Annotated in this window: 18 protein-coding genes; 11 read left to right on the top strand and 7 right to left on the bottom strand. The window is 70.1% G+C overall.

Features of this window, described 5'->3' with window-relative positions:
- Positions 1–9: 9 nt before the first annotated feature.
- Both ACIP8W_RS14810 and ACIP8W_RS14805 read right to left on the bottom strand, forming a co-directional pair.
- A complete protein-coding gene (locus tag ACIP8W_RS14810; RefSeq protein WP_402203208.1) occupies positions 10–621 on the bottom strand; it encodes a hypothetical protein in 612 nt (203 codons plus the stop codon).
- A gap of 296 nt (positions 622–917) precedes the next feature.
- Positions 918–1,601, bottom strand: coding sequence for a bifunctional DNA primase/polymerase (locus ACIP8W_RS14805; RefSeq protein WP_401955048.1), 684 nt, complete (start codon positions 1,599–1,601; stop codon positions 918–920).
- A 726-nt stretch (positions 1,602–2,327) separates the two neighbouring features.
- On the opposite strand from ACIP8W_RS14805, the gene ACIP8W_RS14800 reads away from it, so the two are divergent.
- On the top strand, positions 2,328–3,986 hold the full coding sequence (locus ACIP8W_RS14800) for a PP2C family protein-serine/threonine phosphatase (RefSeq protein WP_402203206.1): 1,659 nt from the start codon (positions 2,328–2,330) through the stop codon (positions 3,984–3,986).
- 93 nt (positions 3,987–4,079) lie between these two features.
- Positions 4,080–5,567 (top strand): aminopeptidase P family protein, encoded by a 1,488-nt coding sequence (locus tag ACIP8W_RS14795; protein WP_401955044.1) that lies wholly within the window; start codon positions 4,080–4,082, stop codon positions 5,565–5,567.
- 162 nt (positions 5,568–5,729) lie between these two features.
- On the opposite strand, the gene ACIP8W_RS14790 is transcribed toward ACIP8W_RS14795, so the two are convergent.
- A complete protein-coding gene (locus ACIP8W_RS14790; RefSeq protein ID WP_401955042.1) occupies positions 5,730–6,203 on the bottom strand; it encodes an ATP-binding protein in 474 nt (157 codons plus the stop codon).
- A 282-nt stretch (positions 6,204–6,485) separates the two neighbouring features.
- On the opposite strand from ACIP8W_RS14790, the gene ACIP8W_RS14785 reads away from it, so the two are divergent.
- The 9 genes from ACIP8W_RS14785 (at position 6,486) to ACIP8W_RS14745 (ending at position 16,894) form a co-directional block, all read left to right on the top strand.
- A complete protein-coding gene (locus ACIP8W_RS14785) occupies positions 6,486–7,316 on the top strand; it encodes a hypothetical protein (protein ID WP_402149125.1) in 831 nt (276 codons plus the stop codon).
- A gap of 117 nt (positions 7,317–7,433) precedes the next feature.
- Positions 7,434–8,294, top strand: coding sequence for a YcnI family protein (locus tag ACIP8W_RS14780; protein ID WP_402203203.1), 861 nt, complete (start codon positions 7,434–7,436; stop codon positions 8,292–8,294).
- A gap of 160 nt (positions 8,295–8,454) precedes the next feature.
- Positions 8,455–9,111 carry an SCO family protein gene (locus ACIP8W_RS14775; protein WP_402203201.1) on the top strand — a complete coding sequence of 219 codons (657 nt, stop codon included), beginning with the start codon at positions 8,455–8,457 and terminating at the stop codon, positions 9,109–9,111.
- On the top strand, positions 9,108–9,683 hold the full coding sequence (locus ACIP8W_RS14770) for a copper chaperone PCu(A)C (protein ID WP_402149123.1): 576 nt from the start codon (positions 9,108–9,110) through the stop codon (positions 9,681–9,683). The genes ACIP8W_RS14775 and ACIP8W_RS14770 overlap by 4 nt, the downstream gene beginning before the upstream one ends.
- 20 nt (positions 9,684–9,703) lie before the next feature.
- Positions 9,704–11,647: a copper resistance protein CopC gene (locus tag ACIP8W_RS14765; protein WP_401955034.1), complete on the top strand. Its 1,944-nt coding sequence runs from the start codon at positions 9,704–9,706 to the stop codon at positions 11,645–11,647.
- A 98-nt stretch (positions 11,648–11,745) separates the two neighbouring features.
- Positions 11,746–13,008 (top strand): iron uptake transporter deferrochelatase/peroxidase subunit, encoded by a 1,263-nt coding sequence (gene efeB / locus ACIP8W_RS14760; RefSeq protein ID WP_401955032.1) that lies wholly within the window; start codon positions 11,746–11,748, stop codon positions 13,006–13,008.
- A gap of 106 nt (positions 13,009–13,114) precedes the next feature.
- Entirely contained in the window at positions 13,115–14,050 is a 936-nt protein-coding gene (gene pheA, locus ACIP8W_RS14755; RefSeq protein WP_401955030.1) for a prephenate dehydratase, read from the top strand.
- Between the two features lie 682 nt (positions 14,051–14,732).
- The gene (serS, locus tag ACIP8W_RS14750; RefSeq protein WP_402203198.1) at positions 14,733–16,010 is read left to right on the top strand and encodes a serine--tRNA ligase; all 1,278 of its coding nucleotides are present in this window, start codon (positions 14,733–14,735) and stop codon (positions 16,008–16,010) included.
- 35 nt (positions 16,011–16,045) lie between these two features.
- The gene (locus ACIP8W_RS14745; RefSeq protein WP_402203326.1) at positions 16,046–16,894 is read left to right on the top strand and encodes an HAD family hydrolase; all 849 of its coding nucleotides are present in this window, start codon (positions 16,046–16,048) and stop codon (positions 16,892–16,894) included.
- Between the two features lie 385 nt (positions 16,895–17,279).
- On the opposite strand, the gene ACIP8W_RS14740 is transcribed toward ACIP8W_RS14745, so the two are convergent.
- The 4 genes from ACIP8W_RS14740 to ACIP8W_RS14725 are packed head-to-tail and all read right to left on the bottom strand — an operon-like array spanning position 17,280 to position 20,847.
- Positions 17,280–17,999, bottom strand: a complete 720-nt coding sequence (locus tag ACIP8W_RS14740) for an ABC transporter permease (protein WP_401955026.1) — start codon at positions 17,997–17,999, stop codon at positions 17,280–17,282.
- A 25-nt stretch (positions 18,000–18,024) separates the two neighbouring features.
- Positions 18,025–18,936, bottom strand: a complete 912-nt coding sequence (locus ACIP8W_RS14735; protein ID WP_402149117.1) for an ABC transporter ATP-binding protein — start codon at positions 18,934–18,936, stop codon at positions 18,025–18,027.
- The gene (locus tag ACIP8W_RS14730) at positions 18,933–19,850 is read right to left on the bottom strand and encodes an ABC transporter permease (RefSeq protein WP_401955022.1); all 918 of its coding nucleotides are present in this window, start codon (positions 19,848–19,850) and stop codon (positions 18,933–18,935) included. The genes ACIP8W_RS14735 and ACIP8W_RS14730 overlap by 4 nt, the downstream gene beginning before the upstream one ends.
- A complete protein-coding gene (locus ACIP8W_RS14725; protein WP_401955321.1) occupies positions 19,840–20,847 on the bottom strand; it encodes an ABC transporter ATP-binding protein in 1,008 nt (335 codons plus the stop codon). Before ACIP8W_RS14725 ends, ACIP8W_RS14730 begins: the two co-directional genes overlap by 11 nt.
- Positions 20,848–20,919 lie beyond the last annotated feature (72 nt).

Here is a 20,919-nt window from a genome sequence, read left to right as displayed (position 1 = left end):
CCAACGGGCCTACGGCGTCGGGGAGTTGCTCCCCGACCTCAGCAGCAGTCGACCGGCCCCCACGTCATCGGGCCCCGCTCCCGAAGCCGCGAACTCCGCCATCGCGAGATATTCCGAGTCCTCTCGCAGATGCTCTCCCCCCTGCTGTTCACGCCGTTCTTCCAGGTGCTGTTCCCGGCGCTGTTCCCGGCGTTCTTCTCGCACCAGTCCGCGCGGTGTTTCGCAGGTCGCCGGTTCGCCCCGGGAAACGATCGCGCAGTGTGTCTGTACGGTGCGTCCGCGCGGTCCCATCAGGCTCAGTACGGCGACCACCGCACGTCCCGTCGTATTGCGGTAGTAGGTACGCCCCCGGATGTCGCGCGCCCCCTCCAGGACGCACGTCTGCGCCTCGATCCCCTCGGGGGAGGTCACTTGGGGCCCGCACCGCTCGATCGGCCACACCGCGGCCACCTGGGGCTCCGGCGCGTCCGCGCGCGTAACGACGGGTGCGACAGCAGGTGCGACGACCGGCGCGACGGCAACAGCCGAGGGATCCCCGTCCCCCACCGCCCCCGAAGCGGTCAGCGGCACCACCACGGCGCACGCCACCACGGCCACAAGTCCGAGCACACGGAGATTCATGGGGCCCACCTGCCACTACGGAGAAACGGGGAACGAGAGCGGGAAACAGGAAACGAGCAAACCGGGAAGCCGAGAAACGGAGAATTCCAGCCGTTGTCCCGCTCCGCCGGCACGTCGTCGGCACGTCGCCGACGCATCACCGGCCGTCGGCCGAAGATACCGATGGAAAAGGGCGCGCGATCACGCCGCGCGCCCTGTTCCCGTACAACTCGGGTCGGCTCACACCCGTACGAGTGACAGTCCGTACGGTCGCTCGCCCACCCAGTGGCCCGATGGCCGGTGGTCCCGGTGGCCTCTCAGTAGGCGAGCCTGCTGCCGCCGTCCGGCGCGCCGGTGCTCGCCTCGACGAGGGCGTCCACGACCGCCTCCACATCGGGCAGCCAGGGCGCCGCCGAGCCCGGCAGTGGCGCCCGCTCCCAGCGGACCTGCCCGCCCGCGGCCTCCGACGGGGGCAGTACGAGATAGCCGCCCTCCCCGTGGAACCGCAGCGAACTGGGCACCCAGTCCTTGTTGTAGAGCAGCTCACCGAGCTGTTCGAGACTGTACGGAGCCACCAGCAGCGACCAGCGCGTGGGCGTCGCCACGACCGGGCCGAGCCGCATGCCCATCAGGTCCAGCTCGGCCAGCGCGCGAGCGCCGGCGACGGCCGGCAGGCTCACCGCGCACGGGGCGCCGGCGCCGGTGGCCAGGACGATGGGGGCGGTGGGGCGGTTGTTCCACCACCAGCGCACCATGCGCTCGTCGGTGGTCGCCGTGAGCAGCCCGGGATCGAAGGGGTGTGCGCCCGGTACGACGCAGTCGAGGTCGGGGCAGGAGCAGCCCCGGCCGCGGGTTCCGCGCCCGCCGACTGCCTTGAGGCCGGCGCCCGGGAGTACGGGCCAGTTCCACTCGGTGGCACAGGTGAGCGCCGCTTCGAGCTGGGCGGTCCCCCCCTTGCGCCGGAACCGGAGCCTGCGTCGCCTTCCGAGGATCTCGCGCATGAGCGCTCGTTCCTTTCCGTTGAACGCCGAGGTCCACATGACACTGACACCATGTGTCTACATCGATTCACCGTGCGTACATCGTGAGTAGACGGCGTTGAGCTGCGTTGATGTGCGTGGGCGTGCGTTGATGTGCGTGGGAATTGGAATACGTTGAATGCGTTGTCGAGGTGAGGTGCTGAGCTGCGGTTGACCTGCGCTGAGCTGCGGTGTGCGTACGCTGACTTCCGGACCGACGGCGCGTCGCGCCGTCTCCGACCTCATGGAACGTAGGGCGAGGGGTGGCGTGCGCATGGCGCTTACTGACCTGCTGCTGTGCCGCTGCTGTCCCGCTGTGCTTTTTCCGCCACTCCGGGGGATGGGGCGCGGCCTACGGCGATGAAGACGCCCGGTCCGCCCGCCAGGTTCCGGGGCGGTCGCAACTGCCCCTGTCCGTCACCGTTTACGTACCCATCACGTTCGGAATGACGCTCCGCCCGGACCGTAGTGGAACTCAGCCCCGGCAGATCCCTCTGTTGAACGCCCTCAGTCGATCGCAAAACCTGGTCAGGGGGGTCATTTTTAGGCCAAGTTCAGCATCACACGAACATTCGCCGCTCCACCGGGACAATACTGGACATTGCCTCCGCTGTGCGTGTACATGTGGACCCATTGCCAGCCGCGCAGAATGACATGGGGGTTTGCGATGCTTTTAAGCGAAAAGCACCTCCCGGAGAGTCGACTGCCATGAGCGCTCCCCGCACTCCGAAAGTGGCCGGAATCAATTCAGTTTCCCCTGTTCCCGCCCACGCTCCCGCGTCGCTGGACGATTCCTCCGCCCCATACGACGCTTCAGCCGCACCAGCCGCACCAGCCGCACCAGCCGCACCAGCCGCACTGGCAACATCAGCCGCACTGGACGCACCAGCTACATCGGACCCGTCCGACCCGTCCGTTTCCCCGGCGGCGGCCCGTCCTCCCGGCGCCCTCCTCCAGGACCGGCTGGCGGGCTGGGTCTCCGAGCTCGCCGCGCTCCACACTTTCGTCGAACGCCTGTCCAAAATCGGCCATCTTGATGACGCTCTCCCCGAATTGCTGCACACCGGCGCCGCCCTTGTCGGCGCCCGCCGCGGCTTCGTCGTGTTCGAACCGGCCGACCGGCTCGGCGGCCCCGTCACCACCCTCGGCCTCGGCCTGTCCCACGCCGAACTGGGCCTCCTGGAGACCGTGCCGCGCCACGCCACCTCGTACGGCAGGCTGCTGCTCGGCGGCGACAGTGGCGACGGCAGTGGTGGCGACGGCAGTGGTGGCGACAGTGGTGGTGGCGGTAGCGAACATTTCCGCACGGAAACGCTTTCCCGTACGGAAACGTTCACCAGCGCCGAGACCGACCCGCGACAGCGCGAGGTCGCGGAGCGGCTCGGCTGTGGCGCCTGCTACGCCGTCCCGCTCGCCACACCGGCCGGCGGAGCGCTCGGGGTCATCGTCTGGTTGTACGACCTGTGCGACGAATCCGCCGAACCGGTGGAGCGTCAGCGCCGCCTCGTCCGGCTCCACATCCGGTACGCCGCCGAACACCTCGCCCGGCTGCTGGACCTCGAACGCGCCCGGACCCGTGCGAACGCCCTCACCGAGGAGCTGCTCCCCCGCAGACTGCCCCGGGTCCCCGGGGTGCGGCTCGCCGCGCGCCACCGCTCGGGGCCGTGCGGCGGCGGCCACTGGTACGACGCGCTGCCGCTGCCCGAGGGAGCCCTGAGCCTGGCGGTCGGTTCGGTCAGCGGCGGCGGGCCGGGAGCGGTGGCCTCGGCCGGCCGGCTGCGGGCCTCCCTGCGGGCGTACGCCGTGATGGAGGGCGAGGATCCCGTCGCCGTACTCTCCGATCTCGAACTGCTGCTGCGGCTGACCGAGCCCGCCCGTACGGCCACCGCGCTCTTCGCGTACGTCGAGCCCGACCGGCGCGGGATCGTGCTGGCCGGGGCCGGGCACGCGCCGCCGCTGATCGTCGGGGAGCGGCGCACCGCGTTCGTCGAGACGTCGCTGTCCGCGCCGCTCGGGGTGCTCTCCTGCTGGCAGGCGCCGAGTGTGGTGCTGTCGCCCGCACGGGGAGAAACGGTGCTGCTCTATACGGACGGACTGCTGCGGCGTACCGACGAACCCATGGACCGGGCCTTCGCACGACTGCTCGCGGCGGCGTCGAGCGTGCCGACCGCCGCCCGGGACGATCCGGAGGCGGTCGCCGACCACGTACTGCGGACGCTGCTGCCCTCCGGAGCCGAGACGGAGTCGGCGGCCGAGACAGAGACCGGAGGGACGGAGACAGGGGCGGAGGCGGAGACGGCTGCGGGCCCTCCCGGCGCTGGGACTCGGTCGGACGATTTCGTCCTGCTCGCCGTCCGGTTCGGCTGAACCCTCGGGCCCCCTTCCCCTCGGACATACGATGGGAAAAATGGAGCAGTCCTGTAGTTGGCGGTCCTGTTAGTTGTATGAGGAGAAGAAGACGTGGCTGAGGAGCTCACCCCGGAAAACCCGGATACGGAGACCCCCGAGACAGAAGAAGCACCGATCAAGACGAGGAAGAACGGTCTGTACCCGGGCGTGTCCGACGAGCTCGCAGAGAACATGAAGTCCGGCTGGGCCGACACCGAACTGCACGGCCTGGAGCCGATCGCGCAGGCGTCGCACACCGCCGACCGCCGCGCCGCGCTCTCCGCAGCCTTCCCCGGCGAGCGCCTGGTGATCCCTGCGGGCAACCTCAAGACCCGCTCCAACGACACCGAGTACGCCTTCCGCGCCTCCACCGAGTACACGTACCTCACCGGCGACCAGACCCAGGACGGCGTCCTCGTGCTGGAGCCGAGGCCCCGGGGTGCCGCGGGCCACAACGCCACCATCTATCTGCTGCCGCGCTCCAACCGCGAGAACGGCGAGTTCTGGCTCGACGGCCAGGGCGAGCTGTGGGTCGGCCGCCGCCACTCCCTCGCCGAGGCAGAACAGCTGCTGGGCATCCCCGCCAAGGACGTACGGGAGCTGGCGGCCGCCCTGAAAGTCGCCCCGGGCCCCGTCCGTAACGTACGCGGACACGACGCCGGCATCGAGGCCGCGCTGACCGACAAGGTCACCGCCGAGCGCGACGAGGAACTGCGCGTCCACCTCTCCGAGGCGCGCGCCGTGAAGGACGCGTTCGAGATCGGCGAGCTCCAGAAGGCCGTCGACTCCACCGTGCGCGGCTTCGAGGACGTCGTCAGGATCCTCGACAAGGCCGAGGCGACCAGTGAGCGCTACATCGAAGGCACGTTCTTCCTGCGCGCCCGGGTCGAGGGCAACGACATCGGTTACGGCTCCATCTGCGCGGCCGGACCGCACGCCACCACCCTGCACTGGGTGCGCAACAACGGTGACGTACGCCGTGGCGAACTGCTCCTCCTCGACGCCGGCGTGGAGACCCACACCCTCTACACCGCCGACGTCACCCGCACCCTGCCGATCGACGGCCGCTACAACGAGATCCAGCGGAAGATCTACGACGCGGTGTACGCGTCGCAGGAGGCCGGGATCGCGGCGGTACGCCCCGGCGCGAAGTACCGCGACTTCCACGACGCCTCGCAGCGGGTGCTCGCCGAGAAGCTCGTCGAGTGGGGCCTGCTGGAGGGCCCGGTCGCCCGGGTCCTGGAGCTGGGCCTCCAGCGCCGCTGGACCCTGCACGGCACCGGCCACATGCTCGGCCTCGACGTCCACGACTGCGCCGCCGCGCGCACGGAGGCGTACGTGGACGGGACCCTGGAGCCGGGCATGTGCCTTACCGTCGAGCCGGGGCTCTACTTCCAGGCCGATGATCTGACCGTGCCGGAGGAGTACCGGGGGATCGGCGTCCGGATCGAGGACGACATCCTCGTCACGGAGGACGGCAACCGGAACCTCTCCGCGGGGCTGCCGCGCCAGGCCGACGAGGTCGAGGCGTGGATGGCGGAGCTGCTCAAGCAGGTCTGAGCGGCTTCGGCTCCGGTTTCGCGTGCCGGACTTTGGTCCGCGTACCGGGCTTTGGTTTCGCGCACCGGCTTTGGTCCGTGCACCGGGCTTTGGGTTCGCGCACCGGCTCAGCTTCGCGTACGGGCTCCGGTTTCGCGTACGGGAGGGCGCTCCGCTCCGGCCTCATACGGCCCCGAGCAGGGTGTCCTCCCGCCATTTCAGGACCTTGTCGAAGCTGACGACCGCGCCGCGCCCCGGCCTGTTGCGGAAGTACACATGGTCGGCGAGCTGCTCGATCAGCCCGAGCCCGCGGCCGTGCTCGGCGGTTTCGTACGCGAGGGAGGGGGCGCCGGCGGGCATATGGCGGCCCACCGCCCGATGTGCCGGGAACCCCGGGCCGGAGTCGGCCACTTCGATACGGCAGCGCTCGCCGTCCAGATAGGCGGTCACCCGGTACGCCCCCGGCGCCTCGCCCGACCGGCCGTTGCCGCCGTGCTCGACGGCGTTCGCGCAGGCCTCGGTGAGTGCGACGGACAGATCGAAGGAGATGTCCGGGTCGACCCCGGCGGTCTCCATGGCGCCGAGCAGCAGGTGCCGGGCGAGCGGAACGCTCGCGGCTTCGCGCCGCAAGTGGAGGGACCACCAGATGCTCGACATACCGATACATATTGCCCCTCGCGTCAGGTCGTAAGCGCTCGGTTGACGGGATGGCCCTCATTCGGCGGATGCGAACGCGATACGCGGCGGTGTATAGGACAGAGCGCGCCTCGGGGCTGCGCCGAGCGCGGCCTTCCGGACCGGGCCAGGACGTGCCACTGGGCCGAGGGCGCGCGTGATCTTCCGGCCTGGGGCAGAGCGTGCCTTCCGACCTGGGGCAGAGCGTGACCTTCCGGACCTGCCCCACAGGGGTCCCGACCGCAGTGCGATGATGACCCGGCCATGTCCATTCCCGCCCGCATGTGTGGAACAGCTGCCCCACGGCTGCTGAGGACCGCGGTGTTCACCGCGGTCTGCGTCGTGCTGTCGGCGACCGGACATGTCATGGCCGCCTGCGCGCCCGTCCCCTGGTGGACGCTGCTCCTGGGCTTCCTGGGGGTGTTCGCGGTCGCCGCGCCGCTCGCCGGGCGCGCCCGCTCCACCGCTTCGATCGTCACCGCCCTCACAGGTGGACAGCTCGCCCTGCACACCCTGTTCGGCCTCTGCCAGCGGCATCCCACGATGCCCGTGGGGACGGACGACGTGCTGATCAGGACGGCGGCGAAACTGGTCTGCGGAGCGGGCCCCGCCTCGCTCAGCATGCTCGACGCGCAGCGGATCCTGTTCAACGCGGGGATAAGCCACCCTGGTTCGGTGCCGGGCACGGGCTCGGCCCACGCGCACCTGGGCTCGTCGGCCTCGGCTTCGGCCTCCGCGTCCGTATCGTCCGCTTCCATGGACGGGCTGCTGCCCTCCCTCCCCATGCTGCTCGCACATCTGCTGGCCGCCCTGGCCGCCGGCTGGCTGCTGCGACACGGTGATCTCGCGCTGCTCCGGCTCGGCCGGCTCTCGGCGGGCGCCATCGAGGACGTCACGGACAGCGCTCCGTTGCGCGCGCTGCGCGCGGCCCTCTCTCTCGTACGGGCGCTGCTCGCGGGGCTGCCCGGCGCACCCGCCGGGCAGCCCCGCGTCCCGCGTACCTCGCACCGCCCCCCGCCGGTCTCCGCCGGGGAGACGCTCCAGCACTCGGTGATCAGACGCGGCCCGCCCGCCGTACTCGCTCTCGCGGCCTGACGCGACGCACTCCGCCCGGATCCGGGGGTGATGTCGCGATGCCGTCGCGCGAAGGCGCCGCGGCGCCTTCGTCTGCTTCATCCCACCGCTGTCTCCTCTCACCCGTGGAGTGCTCCCATGTTCTCAGCGTCCTCTTCCTCCCCGTCAGCCTCGGCGGCCCCGTCGTTCGCGTCGTTCTCGGCGTTCGCGTCGTTCTCGGCGTTCTCGGCGTTCTCGGCGTTCGCTGCCAGAAACGTCACCCGTGTCTCCGTCGCCGGCGGCATCGCCGCGACCGCCCTGCTCCTGCTGGCGGGACCCGCCTCCGCGCATGTCAGCGTGCAGCCGCAGGGCGAGGCCGCCAAGGGCGGTTACGCCACGATCAACTTCAAGGTCCCCAACGAGCGCGACGACGCCTCCACCACCAAGGTCGAGGTGAACTTCCCCGCCGACCACCCGCTGGCGTCCGTGATGCCGGAGCCCATCCCCGGCTGGAAGGTCACCGTCGCCAAGGACAAGCTCGACAAGCCGCTGAAGCTGCACGGCAGCACCATCACCGAGGCGGTCACCAAGGTCACCTGGACCTCGGACGGCGGCAGGATCGGCCCGGGGCAGTTCCAGCAGTTCCCCCTCTCCGTGGGACAGCTTCCCGAGGACACCGACCAGCTCGTGTTCAAGGCCCTCCAGACGTACGACAACAAGGAAGTCGTCCGCTGGATCGAGGAGCAGAAGCCGGGCGCGGAAGAGCCCGAGCACCCCGCGCCCGTCCTCGAACTCAGCGCGTCCTCCGGCGACGGACACGGCGGTACGGCGGACACGGCCGGCGCCGAGACCGCCGCCGACAAGAGCGCCACCGGACACGGCGACGGCAAGACCGAGACGGCCTCCGCGGCCACCCACAGCAGCGACACCACCGCCCGCGTCCTCGGCGTCACCGGCATCGTCGTCGGCGTGGCCGGGGTGGCCTTCGGGGTCCTGGCCGGCCGTCGCCGTACCACCTGACCCGCCCGACCCCGCCCGGCACCGCCAGGACCCGCACCACCCGGCGATGTCACCCGGCGGGGTGTCACCTCGCACCACCGGCGCGCGAGGCCGGACCTCCCCCGGTCCCGCGCGCCCGGCCGGTGCCTCCGTACTCCACCACCAGCACCAGGACATACCCATGCGCAAGAAGACCGTGACCACCGCCGCAGCTCTCGCCGTGGCGGCGGCGCTCACCCTGACCGCCTGTAGCAGCGGGAGCGGCTCCACCGAGCCGATCGCCGATGTCTCCACCCAGGCGAAGACCCAGGCCGCGACCGTGCTCGACCGGCCCTTCACCAAGCCGAACCTGGTCCTTGAGGACACCAAGGGCAAGAGCTACGACTTCCGCGAGCGCACCAAGGGCAAGCCGACGCTGATCTACTTCGGCTACACCAACTGCCCGGACGTCTGCCCGCTGACGATGAGCAATATCGCCATCGCCATGAAGTCGCTCTCCCCGGCCGACCGGGCGAAGCTCCAGGTCGTCTTCGTCACCACCGACCCCGAGCGGGACACCTCCGCCGAGCTCGCCAAGTGGCTTCCCAGCGCGGGCGATCCCTCGTTCATCGGCCTGACCGGCGGCTTCCCCACCATCCAGGCGGGCGCCCGTCAGCTCGGCATCGGCATCGACGCGCCCACGAAGGAGAAGGACGGCAGCGTCGTCTCCATGCACGGCACCCAGGTCATCGCGTTCTCCCCGAAGACCGACGAGGGCTATGTCCTGTACGGCGAGGACGCCACCGCCGAGGACTACGCCAAAGATCTGCCGAAGATCATCAAGGGTGAGAACCCGTGATGGCCCGCTCCGCCTCCCGAGCCGTCCGCGCCGCCGGTACGCACAGCCGCGACCGCGTCGTCCGCCCCCCTGTCGGCGCTCGCGCCCGTGTCCGCAGCCGCGCCCTACCGCTGGCCGTTGGCCTCACGGTCGCGCTGACGCTGGCGCTGACGGGCTGTTCCTCCACCTCGTCCACCTCCTCTTCCTCTTCCTCTTCCAGCAAGACACCCGAGCTCAAGGTCGGCGGCGGCTATATGCCGAAGCCCGTCAGCGATCTCGCGGCAGGCTTCCTCACCATCACCAACAGCGGCGGCACCGCCGACCGGCTCACCTCCGTCACCAGTGACCTCTCCGACGACGTCACGATCCACCGGACCGAGGGCCAGAAGATGATGAAGGTGGATTCCTTCGACATCCCCGCGGGCGGCGAGCTGGACCTCGAACGCGGCGGCAGCCACATCATGTTCATGGACCTCAAGCAGCGGCCCGCCGAAGGACAGAAGGTCACCATCAAACTGCACTTCGAGAAGACCGCCCCCATCACCGTCGAGCTGCCCGTGAAGGCGACCAACTACAACCCGGCCGCACGCTGACCGAGGGACTGAGAGACGCCATGACCGCCACCGCCCCGCCCTTCGGAACCATCAGAGCCGCCGGAGCCACGCCTCTGGCCCGGCTGCTGCTCATCACCACGGTGCTTCTCGGCACCGTCTTCACCGTGCTCTCCGGTACGGCGTCGGCGCACGCCGCACTGACCGGGAGCACCCCCGAGGACGGGGCGGTGGTCGCCACCGCGCCCCAGGACATCACCCTCACCTTCTCCGAGCAGGTCGCCATGGGCGACGACTCGATCCGTGTTCTCGATCCGGACAGCAAGAGGGTCGACGACAAAAAGATCCGCGATCTGAGCAGCGGCTCCACCATCCGCTATGGCATAGGCCTCAACTCCGGCCTGGGCAAGGGCACCTACACCGTCTCCTGGCGCGCCGTCTCCGTCGACAGCCATCCCATCGCCGGTGCCTTCACCTTCTCCATCGGAGCGCCTTCCAAGACCACCGCCGTCGCCACCGTCCCGAAGGCGGGCGGCGGGCTGGTCGGCGTCCTGTACGACATCGGGCGCTATATCTCGTACACCGGTTTCATCCTCCTGGTCGGCGGCATCGTCTTCATCCTCGCGTGCTGGCAGCGCGGCGCTTCCGTACGGCCGCTGCAACGCCTCGTCGTGGCGGGCTGGCTCGCCCTCACCTCCGCCACACTCGCCCTGCTGCTCCTGCGTACTCCGTACACCTCCACGGGCAAGCTCGGTGACGCCTTCGATCTCGGCGGCCTCCAGGACGTCCTCACCACCAAGACCGGAGCGGCGCTGATCTCCCGGCTGCTGCTGCTCGGCGCCGCCGGGCTGTTCATCGCGGTCCTGTTCGGCGCGTATACCAGGCGTGGCGCGGAGGAGGCCGAGAGCCGCGGTGAGGTCAGGAAGGACCTCACCTTCGGGCTCGCGATGGGCGGCACCGTCGTCGCGGCCGGAATAGCCGGGACATGGGCGCTCTCCGAGCACGCCTCCGCCGGGATCCAGGCCGAGCTGGCCATGCCCGTGGACGTCCTGCATCTGCTGGCGGTGGCGGCCTGGCTCGGCGGGCTCACGGCGCTGCTGATCGCCCTCTATTGGGCACCCTTCATAGAGAGCACGGCGGTACGGCGCTTCTCGCGCATCGCCTTCGTCAGCGTCGTCGTGATCGCCGCGACCGGGCTCTACCAGTCCTGGCGCCAGGTCGGATCGTGGTCGGCGCTCGGGGGTACGTCATACGGGCGGCTCCTTCTGGTCAAGATCGGGCTGGTCGCCGGGATGGTCGTCATCGCCTGGTTCTCCCGGCGGTGGACCGGACGGCTGGGCGAGGCCCCGGCACCCGAGGCTCCGGCCACCGGGGACGAGACCGACGAGAGCGGCGGGAGCGACGACGGCCCCGGAGACGGTGGCAGTGAAAGGGCTACCCAGCTCTCCCGCCAGAAAGCCGCATTGGCGACTGCACGCCAAAAACGTGTTCGAGACGCTGATCCCGGGCGTACCGGACTGCGCCGTTCCGTACTGGCCGAGGCCGGGATCGCCGTGGTGCTGCTCGGTGTGACGACCGTGCTGACCTCCACCGAGCCCGGCCGTACCGCCGAGCAGGAAGCGGGCAGGAGCGGCTCCGCGGCCGTCACCGACCCCGCGACCAGGGAGCCCCTCAACCTCAGCCTGCCGTTCGACACCGGCGGCAAGAACGGCAAGGGCACCGCACGGCTCACGTTCGGCCCGGCCGCCCCCGGCGCCAATGTGATGGACATCAAGATCGTCGGACCCGACGGGAAGCCGCTGGACGTACCCGAGGTCAAGATCGCCTTCACTCTGAAGCCCAAGCAGATCGGCCCGCTGCCGGTCACCCCGGAACGGACCGGAGCCGGACAGTGGAAGGCCGACCCCGTGCTGCTCCCGATGCCCGGTGACTGGCAGCTCCAGGTGACCGTGCGCACCTCCGACATCGACCAGACCACGGTCGACAAGAACGTGAAGATCGGCTGACCCTCGTGAGCGAGACCCGACAGAACCACGACGATCGGGCCGCGAGGCCCCCTGAAGCCCCCAAGGCTCCCGGGACCCCTGCGGCCTCTGCCGCCCCTGTGGCCCCTGTGGCCCCTACTGAAGGGGCCTCCGGGATCTCCAGGCGCCGACTCCTCGGCACCGCGGGTGCCGCGGGCGCCACCGGGCTGGCGCTCGGAGCGGTCGGCGGAGCCACCGGTTCCGCCGCGAACCGGCCCGCCCCGGCGACCGCGCTCACCACGATCGGCACCGGCTCCGTGCCCTTCCACGGGGCGCACCAGGGCGGTATCACCACCCCGGCGCACGCCAGCGCGCATCTGGTCGCCTTCGACCTCGCCCCGGGCGCCGGGCGGAAGGAGGCCGCCGCACTGCTCCGCCGCTGGTCGGCCTCGGCGCGGGCGATGATGGCCGGGGAGCCCGCCACGGGCGACGACACCGGGATCGCCCTGGACGCCGGGCCGTCCTCCCTCGCCGTGACCTTCGGTTTCGGCCGTACCTTCTTCGACCGTACGGATCTCACCGGCCAACGCCCCGAGGCCCTGGATCCGCTGCCCGCCTTCTCCTCCGACCACCTCGACGCGAACCGCAGCGACGGCGACCTCTGGATCCAGATCGGCTCCGACGACGCCCTGGTCGCCTTCCACGCCCTGCGCACGCTCCAGAAGGACGCGGGCGCGGCGGCCGGGGTGCGCTGGCAGATGAACGGCTTCAACCGCTCGCCGGGCGCGACCCCCCACCCCATGACCAGCCGCAATCTGATGGGCCAGATCGACGGCACCCGCAACCCCAAGCCGTCCGAACCGGACTTCGATCAACGGATCTTCGTTCCCGCGAACCCGCCGGCCGGTGTCCCCGACTGGATGGCGGGCGGCTCCTACGCCGTCGTACGGCGGATCCGGATGCTTCTCGACGACTGGGAGAAGCTCCCGCTCGCCAAGCAGGAGAAGGTCATAGGGCGGCGGAAGTCGGACGGCGCTCCGCTCACCGGCGGCACCGAGACGACCTTGCTGGACCTCGACAAGAGGGATGCGGAAGGAAATCTGATCATCCCCAGCAACGCGCACGCCCGGATCACGGTCCCGGAGGCGAACGGCGGCGCCGCGATGCTGCGCCGTCCCTTCTCCTTCCACGACGGCATCGGCGCGGACGGAACACCCGACGCCGGACTGCTCTTCGTCTGCTGGCAGGCCGATCCGCTCAAGGGCTTCGTCCCCGTACAGCGCAAACTCGACCGCGGGGACGCGCTCTCCGTGTTCATCCGCCACGAATCGAGCGGCCTGTACGCCGTGCCGGGCGGCGCGCGGCAGGGCGAGTACGTGGGCCAGCGGCTGCTGGAGTCCTGAGCCCGGATACGTACACCTGACCACTCCGCCGACCTCGGCAGTACGTACGTCCCCCGGGCCTCGGAGACCGGAACCGTGGACCCGCCCGGCCTATTAGGCTGACCGTATGTCGGCCACGCGCTACACCTATCTCGGCCCCGAGGGCACCTTCACGGAAGCCGCTCTCCGTACGCTCCCCGAAGCCGCCACCAGGGAACTCGTCCCGATGGTGTCCGTCCCCGCGGCCCTCGACGCCGTACGGAACGGAGAGGCCGCGGCCGCCCTCGTACCGATCGAGAACTCGGTGGAGGGCGGCGTCACCGCGACCCTCGACGAGCTGGCCACCGGTGAGCCGCTGACGATCTACCGCGAGGTGCTGCTGCCGATCACCTTCGCCCTGCTCGTACGGCCGGGGACCGCGCTGTCCGACGTGAAGACGGTGACCGGCCATCCGGTCGCCCAGCCGCAGGTGCGCAACTGGCTGCGGGCCCATCTGCCGGACGCCCTGTGGGAGTCGGCGGCCTCGAACGCGGACGGGGCGCGGCTGGTGCAGGAGGGCCGGTTCGACGCGGCCTTCGCGGGCGAGTTCGCGGCGGCGACGTACGGGCTCGTACCGCTGGTGACCGAGATCCACGACGCGCAGAACGCGGAGACGCGCTTCGTGCTGGTGGGCAGGCCCGCGCGCCCCTCCGCGCCGACCGGCGCGGACAAGACCTCGGTGGTCATCTGGCTGGGCGACGACCGGCCGGGCGCGCTGCTCGAACTGCTCCAGGAGTTCGCGGTGCGCGGGGTCAACCTGATGCTGATCCAGTCGCGGCCGACCGGTGCGGGCATCGGTAATTACTGCTTCGCCGTGGACGCCGAGGGCCATATCGCGGACCGGCGGCTGGCCGAGGCCCTGATGGGTCTGAAGCGGATCTGCCCCCAGGTACGGTTCCTCGGTTCGTACCCGAGGGCCGGGGTGACGGCGGCCGATGTAGGGGAGCTGCGGCCCGGGACCTCGGACGAGGCGTTCATCGAGGCGGCGGAGTGGCTCGCGCGCAGCCAGGACGGGCGCGCCTGACCGGGGGCGGTTCCTGGCGGCCGGTTCCTGGCGGCCGGTTCCTGGCCGGTGCCGGGCTGGTTCCGAGGGGCACCCGCTCCGATCCCGGCGGCCCTGTGGATAGATCCCATGGTTATCCACAGGCTTCCGTCTCGACCTGGGGACAAGTCGACAGGCCAAACCCACACAGTCGACAAATCACCCCCACCTCCCCGCCCTCATCCACAGGTTTCCGGGGCGTTCGGGGCCCCTCGATTTCAATGATCACCCCACGAGGGCGAGCAATTCACACCCGAACCCCACCCGAATGAGTGCACGAAGCGGGTTTGAGGAAGGAATTCACCAGAGCTTACGACTACACCCGGGACCGCCAATTCCACGATCCACAGATCTCCCGCACAACCTGTGGATAACTTTCGGCGCGCGCCTTCTTTCTGTGGACAACCTCGCCCCGGCGGGCCGCCTGCATCCCTCAAGTCCCCTTCCCCATAAGGGGGATGAGTCAAGGCAACACCCCCGGAATGCCTCGTTCCAGGGAATTGCGACACCTTTATTGACGGGTGACGAGCGGAACGTGAGCGGAACAGTGGATGACGGGCGAGGGATTTCCCGACAGCTTCCCCAATTCCGGCAATACGGACAAACGGACACGCCCACGGATATCGAGTGGGGCGGTGTCGGCGCACACCGGTAGCCTGGTGGGGTGATTGACCTTCGCCTGCTCCGTGAGGACCCCGACCGTGTTCGCGCCTCCCAGCGCGCCCGTGGAGAGGACGTCGCGCTTGTCGACGCCCTGCTCTCCGCCGATGAACGGCGCAGGTCGTCCGGCGTCCGCTTCGACGAGCTGCGTTCCGAGCAGAAGGCGCTCGGCAAGCTGATCCCCAAGGCATCCGCCGAGGAGCGGGCCGAGCTGCTCAAGAAGGCGGAGCAGCTGAAGTCCGACGTCAAGGCGGCCGACGCCGAGCAGCACGAGGCGGACGAAGAGGCCAAGCGGCTGCTCCTCCAGCTCGGCAACGTCGTTCACTCCGACGTCCCGGTGGGCGGCGAGGAGGACTTCGTCGTCCTGGAGACGCACGGCACCATCCGCGACTTCGCAGCCGAGGGCTTCGAGCCCAAGGACCATCTGGAGCTGGGCGAGGCGCTGGGCGCCATCGACGTCGAGCGCGGCGCCAAGGTGTCCGGCTCGCGTTTCTACTACCTGACGGGCGTCGGCGCGCTGCTGGAGCTGGCCCTGGTCAACGCGGCCATCGCGCAGTCCACCGAGGCCGGTTTCATCCCGATGCTCACCCCGGCGCTGGTCCGCCCGCGCGCCATGGAGGGCACGGGCTTCCTCGGCCAGGCCGCGGAGAACGTGTACCACCTGGAGAAGGACGACTACTACCTGGTCGGTACGTCGGAGGTCCCCCTCGCCGCTTACCACATGGACGAGATCATCGACGCCGGCAAGCTGCCCCTGCGGTACGCGGGCTTCTCGCCCTGCTTCCGCCGCGAGGCCGGGACGTACGGCAAGGACACCCGCGGCATCTTCCGGGTCCACCAGTTCGACAAGGTCGAGATGTTCTCGTACGTCGACCCGGCCGAGGCCGAGGCCGAGCACCAGCGGCTGCTGGAGTGGGAGAAGCAGTGGCTCACGGCCCTCGGGCTGCCCTTCCAGGTCATCGATGTGGCCACGGGCGATCTGGGCGCCTCCGCCTCGCGCAAGTTCGACTGCGAGGCGTGGATCCCGACGCAGGGCAAGTACCGCGAGCTGACGTCGGCCTCCAACTGCGACAGCTTCCAGGCCCGGCGGCTCTCGGTCCGGATGCGGGACGGCAAGCAGGTCAAGCCGCTCTCGACGCTGAACGGCACGCTCTGCGCCGTACCGCGCACGATCGTGGCGCTCCTGGAGAACCACCAGCAGGCCGACGGCTCGGTCCTGGTGCCCGAGGTGCTGCGGCCCTACCTGGGCGGCCGTGAGGTGCTGGAGCCGATCGCCAAGTGACCACGGATCCCGTCTCCGCGCCCACGGCGCCGTCCGTGCCGTCACCCGCTTCGGCCCCGGCTGCGGCTGCGGCGTTCCCGTACAAGCTCGTCGCCACGGATCTCGACGGCACGCTGCTGCGCGAGGACCACACGGTCTCGGGGCGGACCCGTGAGGCGCTCGCCGCGGTGACCGAGGCGGGCGCCGCGCACATCATCGTCACGGGCCGGGCCGTGCCCTGGACGCGGCACATCCTCGACGACCTCGGGTACGAGGGCATCGCGGTGTGCGGCCAGGGCGCGCAGGTCTATCACGCGGGCGAGCACCGGCTGCTGACCTCGCTCACCCTGGACCGGCAGCTGGCCGGGCTGGCGCTCGCCAAGATCGAGCGCGAGGTGGGCCCGCTGAGCCTGGCCGTGGGCCGGGACGGGCTCGAGGGCAAGGTGCTGGTCGGCGCCGGGTTCCGGTTGCAGGAGGGCCCGTTGCCGGCCGAGTCCGTGACCGACCGGACGGAGCTGTGGTCCGCTCCGATCAACAAGGTCTATGTCCAGCACCCTGAGCTGGACGACGACGCGCTGGCACAGGCGGCGCGGGCAGCGGCCGGCGGGCTGGTGGACGTGGTCATGGCCGGGCCCGGGGTCGTGGAGATCCTGCCCCTCGGCCTGACGAAGGCCACCGGCCTCTCGCTGGCGGCGCGCCGGCTCGGGGTCAAGGCTGCGGACACGATCGCGTTCGGCGACATGCCGAACGACATCCCGATGTTCGGCTGGGCCCGGCACGGCGTGGCGATGGCCAACGCCCACGAAGAGCTGAAGGCCGTGGCCGACGGGGTCACCGCGTCGAACGAGGACGACGGCATCGCGGTGGTGCTGGAGCGGCTGCTGCTCGGCGAAAGCGTGTTCTGAGCGCGGGTCTGCCGGGTGGAGGGTCCGGGAGGGGCGGCCCGCGCGAATGCGCGCTCGAAGCGGCCGCCCCCGGGCGGCGCGCCGGCGGCTGCGCGGAGAGGCGATGGCTTCCCCGGTGCCTACGCGGTGCCGCCCTGCTGGGAACTCGACGGACTCGAACTCCCGGTCATCGCCGTGCTCCGCTCCCGGTCTGTGGCGTTTCCGCCACGACTACTGTGCCCGGCAGGGCTGTTCGGCGCCACTGAATATCCGCCATACGATCTGCGGGCCCCGGCCGCTGGAGCCCGAGCACCCGGACGGGGGCTTCCGGTCGCTCGGACCCGCGGGCTCATGCCGCCGAGGCCCGGGCTCCCGGCTCGCTTCTCCCCGCCGGGGCCCTCCCCGCTCACTCCTCGCCCGCGAGCTTCAGCGTCCGCAGCTTCTGTCCCGCGTACCAGGTCGCCACCACCGGAACGCCGATCAGCAGGACCACCGCCAGCGGCAGCCCGACGTCCGAGGTGATGACGCCATCCCCACTGATCTTGTGGGCGATGGCCAGCGACCACTGCTGGACGCTGAGCGTCCGCGCGCCCGCCACCAGGCTGCCGAAGAGCGTCTCCCAGACCAGCGCGTAGACAAGGCCGATGACCACCGCGTGCCGGCTGACCGTACCGAGCAGCAGGAAGAGCGCGCTGTACGCGATGGAGGCGACCAGCGCGGCCACGGTGTAGGCGATGGCGATCTGCTGGCCGTTGCCGTTGAGGATCCACCCGGCGACGAAGGTCGGGATCGCGGAGAACGCCATGGTCACGGCGATGGCCACAATCAGTTTGGTGAAGATGATCGTCGACCGGTTCACCGGCTTGGAGAGCAGATAGACGATCGAGCCGTCGTCGATCTCCGGCCCGATCGCGCCCGTCCCCGCGATCACTCCGATCAGCGGCACCATCGTGGCGAGGGCGAAGCCGCCCAGCACGTCCGACGCGATCTGGTCGTCCGCCCCGTTGAAGAAGCGGATGGCAGCCGCGATGGCGATCAGCAGCGCGGGCAGCACGAAGAGGATCGCGGCCCGGCGCCTGCCGAGCAGGGCCCGGTAGGTGAGCCGGGCGACTGTGGGGTTGTACATGACGTCACAGCTCCTTTCAGGCCGCTCAGGCCGCTACGAGATAGGAGAAGACCGATTCCAGGGACTCGTCCGAGGGCGAGACCGTGAGCAGCCTGATGGAGTGCTCGCGGGCGACCCGCGGCAGCAGTTCGGTGAACCGGCCGAAGTCGACCGCCTGGATACGCAGCGCGCCCTCGGTGAGGTCCACCTCGATACCGGCCGTCGACGGGTCCGCGATCAGCGCGGCGGCCAGCGCGCGGTCGTCGCTGGACCGTACGAGATAGCGGTGCGGCCGGTCGGTCATCAGTCGGCGGATCTTGCGGAAGTCGCCCGAGGCGGCATGGCGCCCGGCCACGATCACCTCGATGTGCGAGGCGAGTTGCTCGACCTCCTCCAGGATGTGGGAGGAGAAGAGAACGGTACGGCCCGAGGCTCCCATGCTCCGCAGCAGTTCCATCAGCTGCATACGCTGGCGCGGGTCCATGCCGTTGAACGGCTCGTCCAGCAGCAGCACGGACGGGTCGTGGACCAGTGCGGAGGCCATCTTCACGCGCTGGCGCATGCCCTTGCTGTACGTCTCGATCTTGCGGTCCTGCGCATACTCCATCTCGACCGTGGCGAGCGCCGCGCGGGCCGCCTTCGCGCCCAGGCCGTGCAGTTCGGCGTTGGCGACGACGAACTCCAGACCCGTCAGGAAGTCGTACATCGCTTCCCGTTCGGGCACGATGCCGATCTGCCGATAGACGGACTCGTTGCGCCAGATCGGCTGGCCGTCGAGGGTGACCGTGCCCGTGGAGGGCGCGAGGAAGCCGGCCATCATATTGATGAGCGTCGACTTGCCCGCGCCGTTCGGACCGAGCAGTCCGGTGACTCCCGGGCCCACCGACATGGTGATGTCGTTGACGGCCACCACATTGCCGAACCAGCGCGAGGTGTGATCGATGTGGATGGTGGTCACAGCCCGACCTTCCGGTAGCGGCGCATGAGGACGGCGTACGAGCCGGCGATCAGCGCGAGAACGACGAGCAGATAGACCACGCCCACCCCGGCCGAGGGTCCCACCCCACCGGGGAAGGAGGAATCGGCGCCCAGAAAGGCGGTCTGCACCCCGTCGATAAGTGTGATCGGCGAGAAGAGTCCGAACAACTTGACCGCCCCCGGGGAGCCCGAACTCCAGGCGATGGCCTGGACGGTGGAGACCGCTCCGTAGGAAATCGTCAGGGTGGCGATCACCGCGGCGACACCGAAGCCCCGGCGCGGGGTGAGCGCGGCCATCACCAGACCGAGCCCGCCGAAGAGCAGTGAGAGCAGCGCGATCGACACGAGCCCCTGACCGAATCCCTTGGTCTGCTCGGCGAAGTCCATCGTGGCCAGCAGCGAGCCGAGGTAGAGGATCACGAGCGGCACACCGGTCAGCACGAAGAGCGCCGAGGCCATCGCCCCGTACTTCGCGAGGACGTAGTCGATCCGCTCGATCGGACGCGAGAAGTAGAGAGGGACGGTCTTGAAGCGCAGATCGCGGGAGACGGACTGCGGGGCCTGCGAGGCCAGATAGAGACCGATCACGGCCTGGGTGAAGATCGCGTAGCGCGTGTAGTCGAGCGGCAGCTTCTTGAGGTCGGTCGCGACCGCGACCGCGACGATAATCGCCGCGGGCAGGCACATCACCGCGAAGAGGATCATCGGAAGAACCTTGGACTTGGCCGAGCGGCCGAGCCCGTAAGCGCCGCGCAGGGACTGCGAGTAGAGGGAGCGTCGGGCGTAGGCGCGGCCGAGGCGCGCCCCTTCATAGGTGCGGTAGCCGATGTTGTGGATACGGCTGGCGTGGGGATCGGCCCCGGTGCCGGCGCTGGGCTGGATCTCAGTGCTCATCGCGGGCGCCTCCCTTCTGTGGTGCGTAGTGCGTGTCGTCGCCGCCCCGGATCTCGTCGGCCGGGCCGTTCCCACCGGCCGTTTCGGCCTGGCGCGGGCGGAAGACCTCCGCGATGTGGTGGCGGCGCTGTTCCATCCGTACGAGGCCCAGGCCGAGACCGGCGACGGTGTCGCGCACGGTGTCGTACATCTCCTCGCCCTTGGCCTCGATCAGCAGGATGTGGCCCGCGCCCGGCAGGCCCTCCTCCCTGCCCTCGTGGATCGTGACCCCGGCCGCGATGAGGGCCTCGCGCAGCGCCTGTGTGCCGTCGGGGTGGGTGTCCGTGTCGGTGACCTCGACCGCGAGGGTCGTGGTCGTCTGGGTGAAGTCGCTGGTGGAACTGGAGCGCAGCAGAGTGCCGCCGTCGATGACGACGATGTGGTCACAGGTGCGCTCCAACTCGCCCAGAAGGTGCGAGGTGACCAGGACCGAGATGCCGAAGTCGGTGTAGACGCGCCGGATCAGGCCGAGCATCTCGTCGCGCCCGACCGGGTCGAGGCCGTTGGTCGGCTCGTCGAGAAGGACCAGCTGGGGGTCGTGGACCAGCGCCTGCGCGAGCTTGACGCGCTGCTTCATGCCGGTGGAGTAACCGCCGATGGGGCGGTACCGCTCCTCGTACAGCCCGACATGGCGCAGGGTGTCTGCGGTCCGCTCACGGGCCGCGGTCGGCGGGAGCCCGGACATGCGCGCCATATGTACGACAAACTCGGTGGCCGAGACGTCGGGCGGCAGGCAGTCGTGCTCGGGCATGTACCCGACCCGCTCACGGATGGCGGCGCCGCTGGTGGCGACGTCGAGGCCGAGCACCGAGGCCCGGCCTTCCGTGGCGGGGGAGAGCCCAAGCAAGATCTTGATCATGGTGGACTTGCCGGCCCCGTTGGCGCCCACCAGGCCGGTCACACCGGGGCCGATATCCAGAGAGAGCCGGTCGAGCGCGGTCACCCGGGGGAACCGCATGGTCAGGCGTTCGGTCACGATCACAGTCACAGGTTCGACGGTAGTGGCGCGCGCCACAGAGGTCGTCAGCCC

It is taken from the genome of Streptomyces sp. NPDC088554 (assembly GCF_044752945.1).
GTDB lineage: Bacteria > Actinomycetota > Actinomycetes > Streptomycetales > Streptomycetaceae > Streptomyces.
Note: the sequence above shows the minus strand (reverse complement) of the source record. Positions and strands in the feature narration are given on the sequence as shown.

Coding starts and splice junctions, on each gene's coding strand:
- ACIP8W_RS14810 (WP_402203208.1), bottom strand. CDS start 621: ATGAATCTCCGTGTGCTCGGACTTGTGGCCGTGGTGGCGTGCGCCGTG.
- ACIP8W_RS14790 (WP_401955042.1), bottom strand. CDS start 6,203: ATGTCGAGCATCTGGTGGTCCCTCCACTTGCGGCGCGAAGCCGCGAGC.
- ACIP8W_RS14765 (WP_401955034.1), top strand. CDS start 9,704: ATGACCGCCACCGCCCCGCCCTTCGGAACCATCAGAGCCGCCGGAGCC.
- ACIP8W_RS14785 (WP_402149125.1), top strand. CDS start 6,486: ATGTCCATTCCCGCCCGCATGTGTGGAACAGCTGCCCCACGGCTGCTG.
- ACIP8W_RS14730 (WP_401955022.1), bottom strand. CDS start 19,850: ATGAGCACTGAGATCCAGCCCAGCGCCGGCACCGGGGCCGATCCCCAC.
- ACIP8W_RS14800 (WP_402203206.1), top strand. CDS start 2,328: ATGAGCGCTCCCCGCACTCCGAAAGTGGCCGGAATCAATTCAGTTTCC.
- pheA (WP_401955030.1), top strand. CDS start 13,115: ATGTCGGCCACGCGCTACACCTATCTCGGCCCCGAGGGCACCTTCACG.
- ACIP8W_RS14780 (WP_402203203.1), top strand. CDS start 7,434: ATGTTCTCAGCGTCCTCTTCCTCCCCGTCAGCCTCGGCGGCCCCGTCG.
- ACIP8W_RS14725 (WP_401955321.1), bottom strand. CDS start 20,847: ATGCGGTTCCCCCGGGTGACCGCGCTCGACCGGCTCTCTCTGGATATC.
- ACIP8W_RS14775 (WP_402203201.1), top strand. CDS start 8,455: ATGCGCAAGAAGACCGTGACCACCGCCGCAGCTCTCGCCGTGGCGGCG.
- ACIP8W_RS14805 (WP_401955048.1), bottom strand. CDS start 1,601: ATGCGCGAGATCCTCGGAAGGCGACGCAGGCTCCGGTTCCGGCGCAAG.
- ACIP8W_RS14740 (WP_401955026.1), bottom strand. CDS start 17,999: ATGTACAACCCCACAGTCGCCCGGCTCACCTACCGGGCCCTGCTCGGC.